The organism is Idiomarina loihiensis, from assembly GCF_024584785.1.
In the GTDB taxonomy this organism is placed as follows: Bacteria; Pseudomonadota; Gammaproteobacteria; order Enterobacterales; family Alteromonadaceae; genus Pseudidiomarina; species Pseudidiomarina fusca.
Map to the genome: position 1 here is coordinate 1,099,104 of NZ_CP074112.1, position 15,408 is coordinate 1,114,511.

Below are 15,408 nucleotides of genomic sequence, written 5' to 3' on the forward strand. Positions count from 1 at the left end.
ACCCGCTGAGCTTATAAGCAACAGATAATAAAAGGCCTTATCAATTGATAAGGCCTTTTTTATTGGCGATTAATCTCGTTCTAGACGGGCTAACAAACTGGACGTATCCCAACGTGAACCACCCATTTTCTGAACTTCAGCATAGAACTGATCCACCAAAGCTGTCATCGGCATACTCAAGCCTTGGCGTTCTGCTTCCTGTAACGCAATTTTTAAATCCTTGCGCATCCAATCCACGGCAAAACCATGCTCATAATGATTGTTCCACATGGTTTGATAACGATTCTTCATTTGCCAAGAGCCGGCGGCACCTTGGCTAATGGCGTTGATCAAGGTGTCTGCATCCAGCCCTACCTTGCGTGCCAGTTGTAATCCTTCCGCTAAGCCCTGCACCACCCCAGCAATGCAAATTTGGTTCACCATTTTGGCTAATTGCCCATGGCCTGCTGGCCCCATGTACTCGCGGGTTTTCGCATAACAAGCTAAGGCCTTGTCGGCTTGAATTAAAGCCTCTTTATCACCACCAATCATGGCCGTTAAAACACCGTTCTCTGCGCCCTGTTGACCGCCAGATACCGGCGCATCGAGCCAACCAATACCACGTTCGGCACAAGCCGTAGCGAGTTCCTTCGCAAGTTCTGCTGAAGCGGTAGTGTGGTCAATTAAAATGCTGCCCGGCTGCATGCTGGCCAACACCCCATGCTCACCGTACACCACGCTGCGTACATCATCGTCATTGCCCACACACAACATCACTAAATCAGCGCCTTGCGCAGCAGTTGCTGGAGTAGCAGCTGCCTTACCTTGGTAACGCTGTTGCCACTGCTGTGCTTTGCTTGCAGTACGGTTGTAAACAGTGGTGGTAAAACCCCCGGTTTGTAAATGGCCGGCCATGGGATATCCCATCACACCTAAGCCAATAAATGCACATGCAGTCATGTTTGTCTCTCCAACTCAGTTATACACAAGGCTTCATCTATTGGTAAATTAAGTTTAATTGCCTGCGGGCAGACACTTACGGCCACCGGCCCCTCACCAACAATATCACCATCTACTTCAAAAGTTATTGCCGCCGCTGCTAGCATGAATACCTGCCCTGGCGCGGCAGTTACCGGCCGACAATCAATCACTGCTGAGGTATCAATACCACCCCATTTAACTTGTATTAACGCAGCTAACTGCTGCCAGCGTCCCAACAAGGGGATCTCGATACTACGCAAGTCGCCGCGCTGGCGGTCGGCTTGTGGGTAAACCTCTAAGCCACCGCCAATAAAGCGCCCTAATACCACCAGTTGGCCATTTAGTGCCTGCCCTGATGAGGCGTGCGAGTACCATTGAGTGCGTTTGCTGAGCGGCCCAAACAGGTAACGCAATAACGCAACCGTGTAGCTGAATGAACCTAACCAGCGCTTCATCCATGGCGGTTGTAAGCGCGTAAGATCAACACTGAGGCCACAACCAGCATGATTGATAAAATAATAACTGGCCGTGGCTGTGGCGACTTTACCTAGCGCTAGTTGCAGCTCTTGGTAAGGCGCTCGCATCCGCCAACGCCAGTCCTTAAGCGCAGTACATCTGTGTTTTGTATGGTTCAAATAATGCCGCGCAAAATCATTACCCGTTCCAACCGCTATCAAACTAATACTCACAGCGCTGTAGGCAAACGCATTGACTGCAATATTGAGGCTGCCATCGCCACCAATCACCAAGCATTCAGCCTTGGTTGTTGGCGCCTTGGTTGTTGGCGCCTTAGTTACTGGCGTCTCGAATGCCGGCGCCATGGCTGCCCGAAGCGCTGCTACGTCGGTGTCTCTATCACCGCTGCTAGCAACTAACTGGGCCTCGCCAAAATAGCTCGCATAAGCTTTAGCATAACGCCGCGCACGCCTACTTAGGCTATGAAAATAAATCACCTGCAGCATATTAGTGACCCAACCCTATGCTCGCTTGAGTTGCCAATGTAAATAACGGCCAATATCACAAAACGGAGCTTGCTGGTTGTAGCGCAGTTCAAGTGCTAATAATTGCTCGAAGCGCTCTTTGTCGGCGGCATTTTTAAGATAATCATGAAAACAACGCACGCCAGTTTTGTGTTCTATCTGTAGCCCTGCTTGTTCTAACCACTGGGCTACGTGCGCGGGAGCTAACGGCTGTTGTGGGCTTAATCGCACTTTTTTCTTAACTGTTAAGCCGGCTTCTACGTAGTCAAAATTACCAAAGATAACGTTAGCCAACACCTTGGCGTCTTTGTTGTAGAACATCAAGGAAATGCCGCCCTGCGGCGCTAGTAGCTGGGGTAACAAAGCAATCGCCGCAGCGGGATCTGCTAGCCACTCTAACACCGCATGGCATAAAATCAGATCATAATCATCAGCTACATGTCCAGGTAGTTGCTGCAACGGCGCTACCAAATACTGATAGCGCTGTGCTAATCCAGCTTGCGCATGCTGTTGTTGCGCTGCCGCCACTATCTCAGCGGATATGTCCGTGTGCATGATGTTGCAGCCTAACTCCGCAAACCACTCGCTAACTTGCCCTAACCCACCACCAATATCCAAAATCTTTAAGGGGCGCTGCTTTGCTCGTGTTAACCAAGGCTGCAAATCACGTTTTAATACAGCTAAGCGCAAACGACCTTTAGTGGTGGCATAGATGTTGTGCGAAAACTTATGCGTGATGCCATCAAAGGATTGATCGCCTGTGGCTTTCGATGCTTGGTTGTTCTGCTTGTTGTTGCTGTTCATGAAGAAAGTTTGGCCTACGCTGGGTTGTCAATATCAATAAAGTGATGCCGCAGGCCAAACTGCGCGGCCAAGTGCTTACCCAAAGCCTGCACACCATAGCGCTCGGTCGCATGGTGTCCAGCTGCGATATAAGCAAGACCTTGCTCGCGCGCACTGTGGGTGGTCTGTTCGCTGATTTCACCACTAATGAAGGCATCAAAACCAGCCGCAGCTACAGCATCGATGAAACCTTGTCCGCCGCCGGTGCACCAAGCCACTCGTTGAATGGGTGCAGCCCGCTCAATACACGCGGTTACTGGACGCTGTAGCGCCTCACTGAGGTGTTCGGCTAAGGCGACGCTGCTTAACGGCGCGCTCAAATCACAACCCATCACCACCCCAGCGGGGCTGATGCCTGACACCTGATAACCATCCGGCCAACCTAACACCCGTGCTAATTGAGCATTGTTGCCCAGCGTGGCATGAACATCGAGCGGTAGATGGTAAGCAAATAGATTAACATCCGCTTGAAGCAAGCTTTGTAGCCGACGTTTTTTCATCCCCGTAATCACTTCCGGTTCGTTTTTCCAGAAATACCCGTGATGCACCAACACGGCATCGGCATTGAGCGCAAGGGCTTGGTCTAACAGAGCTTGGTTAGCAGTTACACCAGTCACTAGGGTGTTGATCTCCGCTCGCCCTTCTACTTGCAGACCATTGGGACAATAATCCTTGATGGTCTCTACCTGCAGTAATTCGGCCAGATACTGTTGTAATTGATATCGTTGCAAAATAGGCCTCAATGTCGTCGCTAAATAGGCTCTTTTTTACCATAAATTACAATCTTTTGCCTTGTTGATTAGACAATAACTAGAAAAGACGGTATAAAAAAGAATCACTCTCATGCAACAACGATAGGAACAACACATGAGCAAACTTGATAAGGACCAAGTATTAGCTGATTATTCAGCAGCTTACCTAAAGGCTCACGGCAAACAACCTAATATCGAAGCCAAAGGCGGCTGGTACAGCGTGGATGGCGGTAAAAACATGCGTCTGGCCCAGTTAGCTGAAGCAACAGCCGAGCTTGGCGGTGCAACTGGTAGCTCAGCAGCGCCCGCCAAAGCAAAAGCTTCAGCGAAAAAAGCAGCAGCGAAACCGGCAGTTGCGCCTAAAAAGGCTGTTAAAGTCAGTAAAAGTGGTGGTGGCTTGAGTGCCAAAGAATTGTGGAAGCAGCGCTTAGAACAAGATCAAACCTTGTCGCGGCTACCCCGTGGTTACGATGAGTAAGTTATAACGAGCCGCCTTGGGCGGCTCGTTTGTTATTGCCTGCCTAACCTTTTGTACTCACACCTAGGTGCGAATACCTACGCGCAAATAGCTACGTACCAAGACCTATGAACGCTTACCTATATACAGAGTGATTTCACCTACCGGCAAGCCAAATTTGTACATTTGAGTACGGTTAATCATGTTGTTTTCATCCACCAAGTACATCCAATCATCAAGGTCCACAGCAAAGGGTTCACCATCAAGCTCAATGATTAGGGTATAGCGCCAATGTAAGGCGTTACCACTAGTAGTGCCTATCGCGGTGCCTTCAACATCGCTGGCACGGCCCTCATAGGTATGGTCTGCGGTTTTGGTTAAATACCAAATACGCTCTTGGCGGGTACCGTCTGCATAGTAAAACTGCTCATCTAACACTCCTTCGTTGCCATCCCAAGTACCCTTGAGGTCAGCAGTAAAGCGCTGAATAACCTTGCCACTGTAATCTTGGACAATGCCATGTGCCACCAAGTCACCGTTAAAAAAGGTTTCTAACTTAAGCTGCGGTTGCTCACCTTGGTAGTCTTCTAACTTTGCCGAGCAGCCCACCAGCAGCACCAACAGCATCAGCGCGATCATAGCTTGCCATGCTTGTTTCATTATTTAGCTCCTATTAATTCATCACGCTCATCTTTAAAGCGTGATTTAGCATCAAGCCAGATAGCTAGAAAGTCATCGGTAAACTGCGCCGATGCAATCTCACCAAGTAATTCCTGATTGGCATAAAACTGTGCATCGCCAGCATTGGTCTCAACCAAGGTAATACAATCACCTTTGCTCACGTTAGGCCACATCTCACGCAACTCTTGTAACCATTGCTGGTGCTCTGGGGTTTGCTCAATACCTAAACGCTGCCATTCATCAGCGGTGGTATCCACTAAATCATCCGCATCGATATCACGTAAGTAGGTGAGCTGCAGTGCACGCTGGTTGGCATCGCCAAACGCGCCTGTATCGGTTTTGAGTTGTGCATCATAAACATCCCAAAACCACACTTTTAAGCGTGTTTTGCCTACGGTTTGTAGTTGCTGAAATGCCGGTACTGTACAACTGTCTGCCGCCGCGACAGCCGTCGTCATGGCACTAGCTGCAGCGGCCTCGTTAGCGGCTGCGCTTGGCATACCAACGGCTACCGTTAAGAGCATCCCCGCGGCTAAACTGCTCAGTAACGAACGTGCGGCTGACTGCGGTGAAAACATGTTATGCAGGCTAAGATTAAGACGACTGCGAACTGTTGCTAATGACATCATGACTGCCCTCCTGTGTCTGCTTTATACGTTGTGACACCAGCGCAAAGATCACCATATAAGCAGCCCACAACAAACCATACACCAACCACAAGAGCCATTCTTCAACCAAAATTTCTGCAGCACCCAAGCGGGCACCTATCGCATAAGTTAACGGACCCGAGGCAATGCCCAGCAATGCTGCCCACCAAGGGCGCCCGGCTAAGCCACTGAGGGTGTTCATCAGCATGCCGACAAAGCCCACCCACAGAAGTACCAGCCAAATGGGTAGCCAGCCTTCACTAAAACGTAGGATGCCCATGCTAACCACACTGGCTTCTAATACTAACCCCAGCACCAACAAAGCGACGTACAAGCGCCAGCTGAAAGGCCCAGTACGCAGTGCTAACACCACCTGAGCAGCCACTAAAACCAACGTCAGCGCCAGCCATTCACCACGCCCAGCAACTGCTGCGAACCACACTGCATCAAATAAAAACAAACCTACCAGCTTAGGCAGGTAGGTTTTTATTAACGCCTTAGGATTAGCCATAACCTCTTAACGACTCTGCGGCTTAGTTGCAACCAACTGCACCGCAGATACGGTCCGCTCCCAAAAACCACCTTCGCAATAGCACAGGTAGTAATTCCACATCCGGCCAAAGCGCTCATCGTAGCCTTTGTCGATCAGTTGCGGGTGCGCCTGATTAAAATTGTCGCGCCAGTCAGCTAAGGTTTTGGCGTAGTCATAACCAATATCACGTACTTCACGCATTACCATATCTGTATGCTTAGTAAACATTTCAGCCATCATGGTTAACGACGGCAAAAAACCACCTGGGAAGATATATTTTTGAATAAAATCCACCGAGTTGGCATAGCTTTTCATGCGCTGGTCCGCAATGGTAATGGCTTGCAACGCCATTTTGCCATTTGGCTTAAGTAAACGACTGCAGGTTTTAAAGAAGGTCGGCATGTACTTTAAGCCTACGGCTTCAATCATCTCTACCGATACCAACTTATCGTAAGTACCTTCTAAATCGCGGTAATCTTTTTTCAGCAAAGTGATCTGCTGTGTCAGCCCTTCTCGTTCAATCAGCTCTTTGGTATAGCTATATTGCTCTTCTGAGATGGTCGTTGTAGTTACTTTACAGCCGTAATGTTTGGCGGCAAATACCGCCATACCGCCCCAGCCCGTACCAATTTCGAGCAGGTGATCTTCCGCACATAGCTCTAAGCTATCACACAAGCGTTTGAGCTTATGTTGTTGCGCTTCAGCAAGACTTGCATCAGCGTGCGGATACACCGCACTAGAATACTGTAGGGCTGGGTCTAAAAAGGCTTGATACAGGTCGTTACCTAAATCGTAGTGCGCTGAAATATTCTCTTTAGCCTGGCGCTTGCTATTGTTGCGGCGCCAATGCTGAAACTTTTGGAGCGGTAATAACAACCAGCTAAATTTAGCTTCGGCTGCATCTAACGCCGGCAGGTTCCTAGCAAACAATTGAATGACCTGGGTCAGGTTGGGTGTTGTCCAACTTTCATCCATAAATAATTCAGCGGCGCCAATACTACCACCAAACAAAAAGCGGCGATAAAAATCCCCTTTCTGTATATCTATCTCAGCTTTTAACTCACTGGCTTTATCACCAAACTCAGCAATCAGCTGACCTTGCTCAAACATCTTAAGGTGACCTAACTGCAGATGATTCAGTAGGCGTAAGACAATGGTACGAAAGGTTTTATCGAGCGTAGTTAAATCGTTCTGCATCACTGTTAAGGCATCTTCTTTATACATGGAACTTACCTGTTATATTGGCCTAACTTAGACCATTATTTGTTGAGTTCATTCTGTTTGGACTCAGTACTGGTTGCCGCTGAACTTGTTGTCTCTGAAGCTGTTGTAGCTGAACAAGTACGCTCACTGATATACACTGGATTACGTTTTAACCATAATCGCAATGCTTGCCAGTAAATAGCCGCCACCGTACCTACCGTATTTATTGGATACCGCAATAATACGTTCCGAATGCTACGTCGGTTCAATGCCACCCGCGATAATTTCATCGTGGCACTAAAATGACGTACCCAACTGGCGGCCTCTGTGCCTGCCGTTGCTTGTTGTTTAAGCACATCTAAATGAATGAGAGCCTTGTCACCCGCCTCTGCTGCATACCCAGCTGGTGGTTTGAGCTGCCAACGATAATGCATGTTAAGTGGATTAAAAGGCGATACAAAAAAAGTCTTGGGATGCCGCAGTGGTTGTTGTAAATCTACGGCATAGTAATGGCGTTCGTTCCAGGGCGTGTTACTTACTTCAGCCAACATATAACTGAACTCTTGCGCCCCATCGCTCTGCACGAAGTAACAATTTAATGGGTTGAAGTAAAGCCCACAGGTTCGCAGCGCACCAAGAAAGAACACCCGTCCGCTGATTGGCTGCTGCAACTGTTCACTGAGTTTTTGGCGCACAGCTGCGGCTAAATCACCGTCGGTATCAGGTAAATAATCGCTGCGTTTAAAGCGTAATGGCGCCCAGCGGTTGGTTAACGAAAACCACCGACTTTGCGCCGCCACTTGCTCTAACTCGTCCAATGCTAACCACCACTGCGCGATACTGTAGCTAAAGGCGTGGGGATGCGGTAAGTAGCGAGCGTGGTGCACTCGCCCCCGATAAATAGCACTAGCTAGCGACAAATTCTACTCCTAACCGTTTGGCGACATCGACGGCACTACGAACCCCGTCTTCATGGAAACCGTTATACCAATAAGCCCCGCAGTAATGAGTATGTTGCTGGCCACAAATCAGCTCACGCTGGGCACGGGCTTGCATCGACTCTACACTATACACGGGGTGCGCATAATGGTAGGTGCCTAAAATCTTTTCAGGATGAATGGCTGCCGTGTTATTTAGCGTAACGCAAAACACCTCTGGAGCCTGAATGCGCTGTAAGATATTCATGTTATAGCTGACTGAACTCGGCCGTGTCCGTGCCTGATCGTCGCTATGCAATAGATAATTCCAGCTGGCCCATGCCCGCTGTTCGCGCGGTAGTAAGCGCACGTCAGTATGCAACACTACTTCGTTCATTTGATACGGAATAGCACCCAAAACCTGTTGTTCCGCCGCACTCGGTTGAGCTAACAAAGCTAAAGCTTCATCGCTGTGGCAGGCAAATACCACTTCGTCAAAATCGCGTAACTCACCATCAGCAAACTCTAATGTGACTGCTGCTTGGCGTTCTGGTAGCTGACGATGAACCGCAACAATATTGGCGTTTAACTCAATGCGCTCGCGATAACTAGCTGTTAGTGGCGTTACGTACGCACTTGAGCCACCATCGATGGTCGCCCACTGTGGCCGGTCTGCAACATTCAGTAACCCATGATTATTAAAGAAGCGTAAGAAAAAGCCTAACGGAAAGGCTTCTGCTTCCTGTAACGAGGCACTCCAAATAGCCGCCACCATGGGCAACAAGTAAAACTCGCTCACTGAAGGATGGATGTGCTGCTGACGTAAAAACTCACCTAAGGTCAACTGATCAAGATCCGCTCCGCTGTTGTAAGCCTCTTTTGCAGCCTTGTTGAACTTTAAGATACCGCGAATCAATCGCCAGAAACTGGGGGATACTAGATTTTTGCGCTGTGCAAACAAGGTGTTCAGATTGTGCCCATTGTATTCCAAACCAGACTCAGGGTCGCGCACACTAAAACTCATTTCGGTATCTTGCCAAGATACGCCGATCTCGCGCATCAGCTTACGAAATAACGGATAGGTTCTATCGTTAAATACGATAAAACCGGTATCAATGGCGTATTCCTTGCCTTGCACCTCAACGGTAACAGTACGGGTATGGCCACCGATATAACTATTCTTTTCAAACAGGGTGATTTCGTGCTGTTGCTGCAACAAATAGGCCGACGTCATGCCAGCAATCCCAGAACCAATAATGGCGATCTTCATGAACGCATGTACTCCGTTAACTTAAGCGTTTAGATAGTGCAACTTGCCAACTCTGTGGCAACCGCGATAAGAATTTAAGCACCCAGCCAAACAGCGTCGGAAAGGTAATGTCGGTGGTTTTATTAGCAATACCCTTACGGATCCGCTGTGAAGCGAATTCAACCGTTACCTGCATCGGCATCTCAAAGGTATTGGCGTCGGTCATCGGGGTTTTTACAAAGCCCGGAGATACGGTTTGTACATGGATACCCCGTTTCGCTAAATCCACCTGTAAGCTACGCGCGATATACTGGATAGCTGCTTTAGAGCCACCGTAAGCTTGAGCTTTGGTAAACGGCAGCAGCCGTGCAGTACTGCCAACAAAGACTAACTGCGAACCAGCTTGCAGGTTCGGCAATAAAGCCTCGACACAACGCATCATGCCAAACACGTTCACTTCAAACACGCGCTCGAACATGGCCGCTTCAAACTGCTCGACGTCCAAGTACTCACATACACCTGCCGACAAGATCACCACATCAACATCTTGATACACAGCTAAAACTTGCTTGGTGCTGGCCGCATCACTTACATCCAAACGCTGCCCGGCAATGTGCTGGGGATGAACTTGTTCAAGTTCAGCTAGCGCATCTGTATTACGGCCACAAGCTATCACTGTGTGGCCGGCTGCCGCATAATCGAGGGCGAGCTGCTTGCCGATACCAGAGGTCGCGCCAGTAATCAAAATTTTCATGCAGACTTCACCTTATCTTTGACGGTGCGAATGGCCCAACCAAGCACCGGAATATGTTCATAGACCATAGCACCAGCATCGTAGTAATCCACTTGAGCGATAATCTTGCCATTCGCTAACTTAAAATGGCTGGTACCTGGCAGTATCACCTGCTCGCCTTTAGCCAACTTAGGGTGCCTTAACAACATCTGCCAAGCTACAAACAAGTTATCACCCTGCAACGCATGGTCGGTAAACTTAAAGTAGCAGCTCTGCACATTTTTAATGGTGTTTTGAAAATAAGCTTTGAGGTCGCTCAATCCATGCACTTGGTGAATAGGATCAACAAAACTCACCTGATCAGCATAGAGTGCATCTAGCGCGGCAATACTTTCTTGGTTTAGCTCGGCATAGACCTGTTCTAGGCGTGCCACAATGTCACTGTTATCGGTTGCGCTTGTATCAGTCATGCCTGCTCTCCGGTGTTATGCCTACCATCTACCCTCTAACTTAGTAAACTCAGCGGTTTTATAATGCTTTAAACGCAGCTAAAAAACGCTCTCGAGCTACTTTATGGTCCACGATAGGTTGCGGATAATCACTGCGTTTACGGTCTTTCAGCCATTTTCCTGGAGCATGGATATGCTGTTTCGGACAATCGGCTAATTCTTTCACCCATCTACGAATATAACTGCCGTCGGGATCAACTTTTTCGCTCTGTAAAGTAGGATTAAACACCCTGAAATAAGGTGCTGCATCAGTACCCGTCGAGGCACTCCACTGCCAGCCGCCGTTGTTGGCCGGAAAGCTGCCATCAATTAAGTGACGCATAAAAAACTGTTCACCTAAGCGCCAATCCAGCAGTAAATCTTTAACTAAAAAGTGAGCTACTATCATCCGTACTCGGTTGTGCATCCAACCTTCTGCAGCTAATTGCCGCATGCCAGCATCCACGATAGGAAAGCCGGTACGGCCTTCACACCAGCGTTGAAAGCTGTCGGCATCCTCACGCCATTGCATAGCATCGGTATGTTTTAAAAAGGCTTTGCCATAATTTAAGCGCGGCACGTGGAACATCAGATGTTGGTAAAACTCTCGCCAAATCAATTCCGTTAGCCACACATCAGGACCTTGATCTAACGCATCAGGAAAGTCCGGACTTAACTGCGCTAACTGCTGCACGGCTTGCCATGGCGATAGCATGCCTAGTTCCCAGTAGGGTGATAAACGCGAAGTCGTATCTAGACCTGGCAAATCACGTTCCGCCGCATAAGCGGTCACCCGCTCCTCGATGTACCCTTGTAATTGCTGATACACTGCATCTTCACCCACCACCCAGGCGCTGGAATCCTGTCGCGGGTAATCAACCTCGGGTACCACGGCTGCTGCGACCTTGCAGCGGCGTTCCACGGGTTGCATGAATGGCAGCCCATTATGACCAAGCTGCTCTCGCAAATGCTGCCGCCACGCTTTCGCAAATGGAGTGAACTTCTGGTAAATAGTGCCGGTTTGAGTGGTCAACACAGGGGGGACGACGAGGTTGCCATGATGCCCATGCCACGCCACACCTTGCTGCTCCAACAGCGCCTTTACTGCACGATCTCGGCGCACTTCGTGCAACGGATACTCTACATTGACATGAACCTCTGACAGCTGCTGTTGTTCGGCAAATCGCTTCACGGCTTTAGGCGCTACTTGCCAACTCTCAATCACCTGAATGGATAGCGCTATCCCAGCCGCCGCCGCACTTTTTACAAACTCGTGTAGGTGCCGATAATACAAGTCCCACTTGATTGGAGCCCAATCGTGCTCATGCATTTGCTGTGGGCAAAGCAAAATCAACGCCGGGATGGGCTGCTCAGCGCCATTCAGCTTAGCCGCTGCTGCCAGTGCCGGATTACTGCGTAGCCGCAGGTCGTGGCGCAACCACAACCCTGCCCGTGCGCTTCCCGTTGCTGGTGCCTCTGAACTCATAACGCGTACCTCAATTTCAAATCAGCTGGGTAAGGATTCAAGTAACGCTGTCCGGCCAAGTAGCTATCTGGATATTCCCGTAAATAATGTCGTAGCAAGGTTAATGGCGCCAACAACGGCTGGATACCATCGTGGTAATCCAGAATCAGCTGACTTAGTTCTTGCTTTTGCTCAGCGTTTAAATGACTACCAAAATAGCCCTGCAAATGTTGCAAGACGTTAGTATGGTTGGCTCGTGTCGCTGGTTTACCTAACGCCTGCATCACCTGCTCAATGTACTCTTGTGCATCTGCTGGGGTTAAATCTTGTTGCGCTGCAACCCAGCGGCCAAGCTCACGATATTGCTGCTGGTTATGCGCCATAAGGAGTAGTTTTAGGCTGGTATGAAAGGCTAATAAATCAGCTTTCTTCACCGCCACCGCCGGCGTTGCTTCGCTCAACAGTTGCTGCCAGGCATGATATACATACACCCGCATGATAAAGTTCTCGCGTAGTGGTGCATCGTTTAACCGGCCATCTTCTTCTAGCGGCAAAGCGGGATGTAGCTGCCTTAACCGCTGTACAAAAATGCCCTCAGCAGCTTTTTTTGAATAGCCAGTAACAGGATCGTACAACTTAACCCGTTCCATCCCGCAACTGGGCGATTTTGCACAAAGTACGTAGCCACTTAATTGGCGCAAATGCGGCTGCGCCCGGTCGGCAAATTCGATTAAGCGTGCAGTCACGTCTTCACCTGTCTTTGGTACAATTGCACGTACCGAAGATGCAGGTTCCGAAGCGGTAGGTGCTTGTTCATGCCACTCTAAGCGGATGGTTGGACGCGGCACCGGCATACCAATCCCGACTTCGGGACACAACTTGACAAACTCCACATGACGAATTAACTCATCGGCACAAAAAGAAGACCTTTTATGGCCGCCGTCATAACGCACCTGATCGCCTAATAAACAGGCACTTATCCCAACTTTGATGGTCACAAGCTACTCCTTGTTCTTGAACTCATGCTGACAACATACTGACAAATTACGCTAGTCGCGAGGAAAAGTTCACTAAGTACTAATCCAAAGACCAGAGGCTAGCGTACTAAAGCATAAGTTTAACTATGAAGGATTTAAGCATGACACATGCGCAACCCACAATTCCCTTGTTTCCTCTCTCTGGACACGTGCTTCCTGGGGGAACCATGCGTTTGCGCATCTTTGAGCCTCGCTACGTGCGGATGGTGAAAGAAGCCTGCAATGGTAACAGTTGTTCACCGATTGGCTTATGCATGCTCAATGAGGATGGCGACGTAGCTTCCAATACTCATATCCATCCCATTGGCACCAAGGTCACCATTGTTGATTTTGAGCAATTACCTGATGGCTTACTGGGGATCACGGTAGCCGGCAATGAGCTATTTCGTATCGTCGACATTCAAGTGCAAGACGATGGCCTACGAGTAGGCGAAATTGAGCCGATTGGAGCTTGGTCAGCGTTGCCATTAAGCGCGAACGATAAGCATATCGCTGACCAGTTAAACGCTGTCTATCAAGCTTATCCAGAACTTGCCATCGAAGCTGCCCCTGAACTGTGGCAACGAGCTGATTGGGTAGCGCTACGCTGGCTAGAGTTATTACCCATAGCCGCGACTGCCAAGCAAGAATTGTTGCAAGCCCCAACGGCTGATGCCGCCTTAGAGTTTTTACGCGATTTGATGGATGCTAGCCAAGAATACGACAGCTAATTATTTTTGCAGATTTTTTAGGCAGTAGTGATCCTTGTGTAAAACCTTGGCGTAAACATAGGTAATCCTTGAATATCCAAGCGGGTATCACTACTATGCAGATAGCAACTGAGCAAATAACACAACGGAAAACTATGCCTCCTGCGCAGCCGGATAATCCCGAACACGCTGCCGAGCTTCTCGCCCAAATTGCTACTGAGCAATCGCGTGCTGCCTTTAGTGAATTATTCAAACACTTTGCACCACGCTTACAAGCTTACGCAACGCGACAATTCGGCAATGAACAGACCGCGATGGATTTGGTTCAAGAAACCATGACCAACGTTTGGCATAAGGCTCATTTATTTAAGCCCGACCGCGGTTCTGCAGCCACTTGGATATTCACTATTGCTAGAAACATTCGCTTTGATTTCTTGCGGAAGAATAAATATCGCCAGAATGATTTAAGTGCGGATGATTTGTGGCCAGTTCTGGCCGAGCAAAATGAATCTCTTGATGACGATTATGCGTTAGATGACGATTTACTGATGCAGCAGTTGGCGGTTTATTGTGAACAACTACCGCCGGCTCAAAAAACCGTGATTGAGTTGATTTACATAGAAGGCAAATCGCAGCAAGAAGTTGCTGACGCCTTGGATATTCCGTTGGGTACTGTTAAATCACGTACTCGCTTGGCACTACAGAAATTGAAAGAGTTAATACAGCATGATTAAATTCCACCCTTCAGAACAGCAACTTGTGCTTTATGCTGCTGGTGAACTCAGCCCTGCCATGCTGATGATGGTGGGTACCCATGTGGACATGTGTAAGCAATGCCAAGCACAGGTACAAGACATCGAAGAGCAGATGGCACGCAAACTATTTGGCGAAAACAATTTTGCCGATTATCAAGCTAACAGCCTAGACAGTAAGACTCATGATGCCATGCTAGCTGCAATATTTGCGTCAACGGCGCCGGTTGCTGAACCCAGCCCACCACAGCCCCATGACAACCTATTGTACTTAGAAGGCAAGCGTTTTACGTTGCCTGCGACCTTAGCACGCAACAGCCACCGCATTGGTGACTGGAGCCGCTTACCGGGTAAATTGTGGCGTGCCTCCGTAGATATCGGAGCTGAGCAGTCGCTCAACTTTATCTACATGGGCGAGCAAAGTACCGTACCAGAGCATACCCATAAAGGTAACGAAGCAACCTTAGTGATAAACGGTGTGTTCAGTGACGAGCAAGGTGACTATAAAGACGGTGACTTTGTGTTACTGGATGGCGCGCACAAACACAGCCCGCACACCACTCACGAAGATTGTTTAACCTTAGCGGCACTAGACGCTCCGTTGCACTTCACCACGGGTCTAAGTCGCTTGTTAAATCCTTTTAGTAGCTTGTTTTTTAAATAACTCAAGCTGCAAACTAAAGTCATTAAAAAAGCCGTTGTGATTATCACAACGGCTTTTTTTTAGTCTTGCGGGTTGGCGTTAACAACGCGCTGCTTTAATTTCTGTCCAGGCCGGAAGGTTACTACCCGGCGAGCTGAGATTGGAATATCTTCGCCCGTTTTTGGGTTTCTACCCGGCCGTTGGTTTTTAGTACGCAACTCAAAGTTACCAAAACCAGATAGTTTTACTTCTTCACCAGCTTCTAATGCACGACGAATTTCTTCAAAAAAACATTCAACCAGTTCTTTTGCATCACGTTTGTGCATGCCAAACTTTTCATTTAATTGTTCAGCTAATTCAGCCTTGGTCAGCGCCATAGC

At 48.7% G+C, this 15,408-nt stretch carries 19 protein-coding genes; 4 read left to right on the forward strand and 15 right to left on the reverse strand.

Annotated features, from left to right (window positions below):
* Positions 1-69 precede the first annotated feature (69 nt).
* The 4 genes from KGF88_RS05180 to KGF88_RS05195 are packed head-to-tail and all read right to left on the reverse strand — an operon-like array spanning position 70 to position 3,514.
* Positions 70-939 (reverse strand): NAD(P)-dependent oxidoreductase, encoded by an 870-nt coding sequence (locus tag KGF88_RS05180; RefSeq protein ID WP_153825519.1) that lies wholly within the window; start codon positions 937-939, stop codon positions 70-72.
* Positions 936-1,922: a diacylglycerol/lipid kinase family protein gene (locus KGF88_RS05185; protein ID WP_153825518.1), complete on the reverse strand. Its 987-nt coding sequence runs from the start codon at positions 1,920-1,922 to the stop codon at positions 936-938. The genes KGF88_RS05180 and KGF88_RS05185 overlap by 4 nt, the downstream gene beginning before the upstream one ends.
* Before the next feature lie 15 nt (positions 1,923-1,937).
* A complete protein-coding gene (locus KGF88_RS05190; protein WP_153825517.1) occupies positions 1,938-2,744 on the reverse strand; it encodes a methyltransferase domain-containing protein in 807 nt (268 codons plus the stop codon).
* A gap of 14 nt (positions 2,745-2,758) precedes the next feature.
* Positions 2,759-3,514, reverse strand: a complete 756-nt coding sequence (locus KGF88_RS05195; RefSeq protein WP_153825516.1) for a Nif3-like dinuclear metal center hexameric protein — start codon at positions 3,512-3,514, stop codon at positions 2,759-2,761.
* 136 nt (positions 3,515-3,650) lie between these two features.
* Between KGF88_RS05195 and KGF88_RS05200 the strand changes: the two genes are divergently transcribed.
* Positions 3,651-4,013 carry a hypothetical protein gene (locus tag KGF88_RS05200; protein WP_153825515.1) on the forward strand — a complete coding sequence of 121 codons (363 nt, stop codon included), beginning with the start codon at positions 3,651-3,653 and terminating at the stop codon, positions 4,011-4,013.
* 105 nt (positions 4,014-4,118) lie between these two features.
* Here KGF88_RS05200 and KGF88_RS05205 read toward each other — a convergent pair whose 3' ends face one another.
* From KGF88_RS05205 to KGF88_RS05250, 10 genes are read right to left on the reverse strand one after another with little or no spacing between them, the layout of a single operon-like run.
* Positions 4,119-4,652, reverse strand: coding sequence for a DUF3833 domain-containing protein (locus KGF88_RS05205; protein WP_153825514.1), 534 nt, complete (start codon positions 4,650-4,652; stop codon positions 4,119-4,121).
* Positions 4,652-5,302 (reverse strand): chalcone isomerase family protein, encoded by a 651-nt coding sequence (locus KGF88_RS05210; protein ID WP_153825513.1) that lies wholly within the window; start codon positions 5,300-5,302, stop codon positions 4,652-4,654. The genes KGF88_RS05205 and KGF88_RS05210 overlap by 1 nt, the downstream gene beginning before the upstream one ends.
* Entirely contained in the window at positions 5,268-5,831 is a 564-nt protein-coding gene (locus KGF88_RS05215) for a DUF2878 domain-containing protein (RefSeq protein WP_153825512.1), read from the reverse strand. Before KGF88_RS05215 ends, KGF88_RS05210 begins: the two co-directional genes overlap by 35 nt.
* A 6-nt stretch (positions 5,832-5,837) precedes the next feature.
* A complete protein-coding gene (locus tag KGF88_RS05220; RefSeq protein ID WP_153825511.1) occupies positions 5,838-7,076 on the reverse strand; it encodes an SAM-dependent methyltransferase in 1,239 nt (412 codons plus the stop codon).
* Positions 7,077-7,111: 35 nt separating this feature from the next.
* Positions 7,112-7,975 (reverse strand): DUF1365 domain-containing protein, encoded by an 864-nt coding sequence (locus KGF88_RS05225; RefSeq protein ID WP_153825510.1) that lies wholly within the window; start codon positions 7,973-7,975, stop codon positions 7,112-7,114.
* Positions 7,962-9,242, reverse strand: a complete 1,281-nt coding sequence (locus KGF88_RS05230; RefSeq protein WP_153825509.1) for an NAD(P)/FAD-dependent oxidoreductase — start codon at positions 9,240-9,242, stop codon at positions 7,962-7,964. Before KGF88_RS05230 ends, KGF88_RS05225 begins: the two co-directional genes overlap by 14 nt.
* A gap of 16 nt (positions 9,243-9,258) precedes the next feature.
* A complete protein-coding gene (locus tag KGF88_RS05235) occupies positions 9,259-9,975 on the reverse strand; it encodes an SDR family NAD(P)-dependent oxidoreductase (protein ID WP_153825508.1) in 717 nt (238 codons plus the stop codon).
* Positions 9,972-10,424: a nuclear transport factor 2 family protein gene (locus KGF88_RS05240; protein WP_110074968.1), complete on the reverse strand. Its 453-nt coding sequence runs from the start codon at positions 10,422-10,424 to the stop codon at positions 9,972-9,974. The genes KGF88_RS05235 and KGF88_RS05240 overlap by 4 nt, the downstream gene beginning before the upstream one ends.
* Before the next feature lie 58 nt (positions 10,425-10,482).
* Complete coding sequence (locus KGF88_RS05245) at positions 10,483-11,928, reverse strand: cryptochrome/photolyase family protein (protein ID WP_153825507.1); 1,446 nt, start codon at positions 11,926-11,928, stop codon at positions 10,483-10,485.
* A complete protein-coding gene (locus KGF88_RS05250; RefSeq protein ID WP_162014462.1) occupies positions 11,925-12,905 on the reverse strand; it encodes a YbgA family protein in 981 nt (326 codons plus the stop codon). Before KGF88_RS05250 ends, KGF88_RS05245 begins: the two co-directional genes overlap by 4 nt.
* Positions 12,906-13,045: 140 nt before the next feature.
* Here KGF88_RS05250 and KGF88_RS05255 point away from each other — a divergent pair, with 140 nt between their 5' ends.
* From KGF88_RS05255 to KGF88_RS05265, 3 genes are all read left to right on the forward strand, one after another.
* The gene (locus tag KGF88_RS05255; protein ID WP_153825506.1) at positions 13,046-13,654 is read left to right on the forward strand and encodes an LON peptidase substrate-binding domain-containing protein; all 609 of its coding nucleotides are present in this window, start codon (positions 13,046-13,048) and stop codon (positions 13,652-13,654) included.
* Between the two features lie 134 nt (positions 13,655-13,788).
* Complete coding sequence (locus KGF88_RS05260; protein ID WP_238387588.1) at positions 13,789-14,367, forward strand: sigma-70 family RNA polymerase sigma factor; 579 nt, start codon at positions 13,789-13,791, stop codon at positions 14,365-14,367.
* On the forward strand, positions 14,360-15,049 hold the full coding sequence (locus KGF88_RS05265; protein WP_110074963.1) for a ChrR family anti-sigma-E factor: 690 nt from the start codon (positions 14,360-14,362) through the stop codon (positions 15,047-15,049). The genes KGF88_RS05260 and KGF88_RS05265 overlap by 8 nt, the downstream gene beginning before the upstream one ends.
* A gap of 59 nt (positions 15,050-15,108) precedes the next feature.
* On the opposite strand, the gene KGF88_RS05270 is transcribed toward KGF88_RS05265, so the two are convergent.
* Complete coding sequence (locus KGF88_RS05270) at positions 15,109-15,405, reverse strand: integration host factor subunit alpha (protein ID WP_110074962.1); 297 nt, start codon at positions 15,403-15,405, stop codon at positions 15,109-15,111.
* Between the last annotated feature and the right edge of the window lie 3 nt (positions 15,406-15,408).

What these genes read in the sequence shown, in the direction of transcription:
- KGF88_RS05180 (WP_153825519.1), bottom strand. Translation starts at nt 939, where the DNA reads ATGACTGCATGTGCATTTATTGGCTTAGGTGTGATGGGATATCCCATG.
- KGF88_RS05185 (WP_153825518.1), bottom strand. Translation starts at nt 1,922, where the DNA reads ATGCTGCAGGTGATTTATTTTCATAGCCTAAGTAGGCGTGCGCGGCGT.
- KGF88_RS05190 (WP_153825517.1), bottom strand. Translation starts at nt 2,744, where the DNA reads ATGAACAGCAACAACAAGCAGAACAACCAAGCATCGAAAGCCACAGGC.
- KGF88_RS05200 (WP_153825515.1), top strand. Translation starts at nt 3,651, where the DNA reads ATGAGCAAACTTGATAAGGACCAAGTATTAGCTGATTATTCAGCAGCT.
- KGF88_RS05205 (WP_153825514.1), bottom strand. Translation starts at nt 4,652, where the DNA reads ATGAAACAAGCATGGCAAGCTATGATCGCGCTGATGCTGTTGGTGCTG.
- KGF88_RS05210 (WP_153825513.1), bottom strand. Translation starts at nt 5,302, where the DNA reads ATGATGTCATTAGCAACAGTTCGCAGTCGTCTTAATCTTAGCCTGCAT.
- KGF88_RS05215 (WP_153825512.1), bottom strand. Translation starts at nt 5,831, where the DNA reads ATGGCTAATCCTAAGGCGTTAATAAAAACCTACCTGCCTAAGCTGGTA.
- KGF88_RS05220 (WP_153825511.1), bottom strand. Translation starts at nt 7,076, where the DNA reads ATGTATAAAGAAGATGCCTTAACAGTGATGCAGAACGATTTAACTACG.
- KGF88_RS05230 (WP_153825509.1), bottom strand. Translation starts at nt 9,242, where the DNA reads ATGAAGATCGCCATTATTGGTTCTGGGATTGCTGGCATGACGTCGGCC.
- KGF88_RS05235 (WP_153825508.1), bottom strand. Translation starts at nt 9,975, where the DNA reads ATGAAAATTTTGATTACTGGCGCGACCTCTGGTATCGGCAAGCAGCTC.
- KGF88_RS05240 (WP_110074968.1), bottom strand. Translation starts at nt 10,424, where the DNA reads ATGACTGATACAAGCGCAACCGATAACAGTGACATTGTGGCACGCCTA.
- KGF88_RS05245 (WP_153825507.1), bottom strand. Translation starts at nt 11,928, where the DNA reads ATGAGTTCAGAGGCACCAGCAACGGGAAGCGCACGGGCAGGGTTGTGG.
- KGF88_RS05255 (WP_153825506.1), top strand. Translation starts at nt 13,046, where the DNA reads ATGACACATGCGCAACCCACAATTCCCTTGTTTCCTCTCTCTGGACAC.
- KGF88_RS05260 (WP_238387588.1), top strand. Translation starts at nt 13,789, where the DNA reads ATGCCTCCTGCGCAGCCGGATAATCCCGAACACGCTGCCGAGCTTCTC.
- KGF88_RS05265 (WP_110074963.1), top strand. Translation starts at nt 14,360, where the DNA reads ATGATTAAATTCCACCCTTCAGAACAGCAACTTGTGCTTTATGCTGCT.
- KGF88_RS05270 (WP_110074962.1), bottom strand. Translation starts at nt 15,405, where the DNA reads ATGGCGCTGACCAAGGCTGAATTAGCTGAACAATTAAATGAAAAGTTT.